The organism is Mesorhizobium sp. M7A.F.Ca.CA.001.08.2.1, assembly GCF_003998455.1.
Classification (GTDB): domain Bacteria; phylum Pseudomonadota; class Alphaproteobacteria; order Rhizobiales; family Rhizobiaceae; genus Mesorhizobium; species Mesorhizobium ciceri.
This window is the reverse complement of sequence record NZ_RZPW01001474.1, coordinates 1-446: the sequence shown is the minus strand read 5'-3', so window position 1 is coordinate 446 and position 446 is coordinate 1. Positions and strand designations below refer to the sequence as shown.

The 446-nt window shown below is 62.6% G+C and carries 1 protein-coding gene; it reads left to right on the top strand.

Annotation, left to right across the window (positions count from 1 at the left end):
• On the top strand, window positions 1–446 hold a 446-nt coding region (locus EN914_RS40240), incomplete at both ends, for a DUF4573 domain-containing protein (protein ID WP_407067842.1).

Here is a 446-nt window from a genome sequence, read left to right as displayed (position 1 = left end):
GGTCGAACCTGTCGATCCGGTCGAGCCAGTTGCTCCGGTATTACCGGTTGAACCTGTGGCGCCGGTTGCTCCGGTCGCTCCAGTCGAACCTGTTGCTCCAGTCGAACCTGTCGAGCCAGTTGCTCCGGTATCGCCGGTCGAGCCGGTTGCTCCAGTAGAGCCTGTTGCTCCAGTCGAACCTGTCGAGCCAGTTGCTCCGGTATCACCGGTTGCACCTGTGGCGCCGGTTGCTCCGGTCGCTCCAGTAGAGCCGGTTGCTCCAGTCGATCCGGTCGAGCCAGTTGCTCCGGTATTACCGGTTGCACCTGTGGCGCCGGTCGAACCGGTTGCGCCAGTCGAACCTGTTGCTCCAGTCGAACCAGTTGCTCCGGTATCACCGGTCGAGCCGGTTGCTCCAGTAGAGCCTGTTGCTCCAGTCGATCCGGTCGAACCTGTTGCCCCAGTAG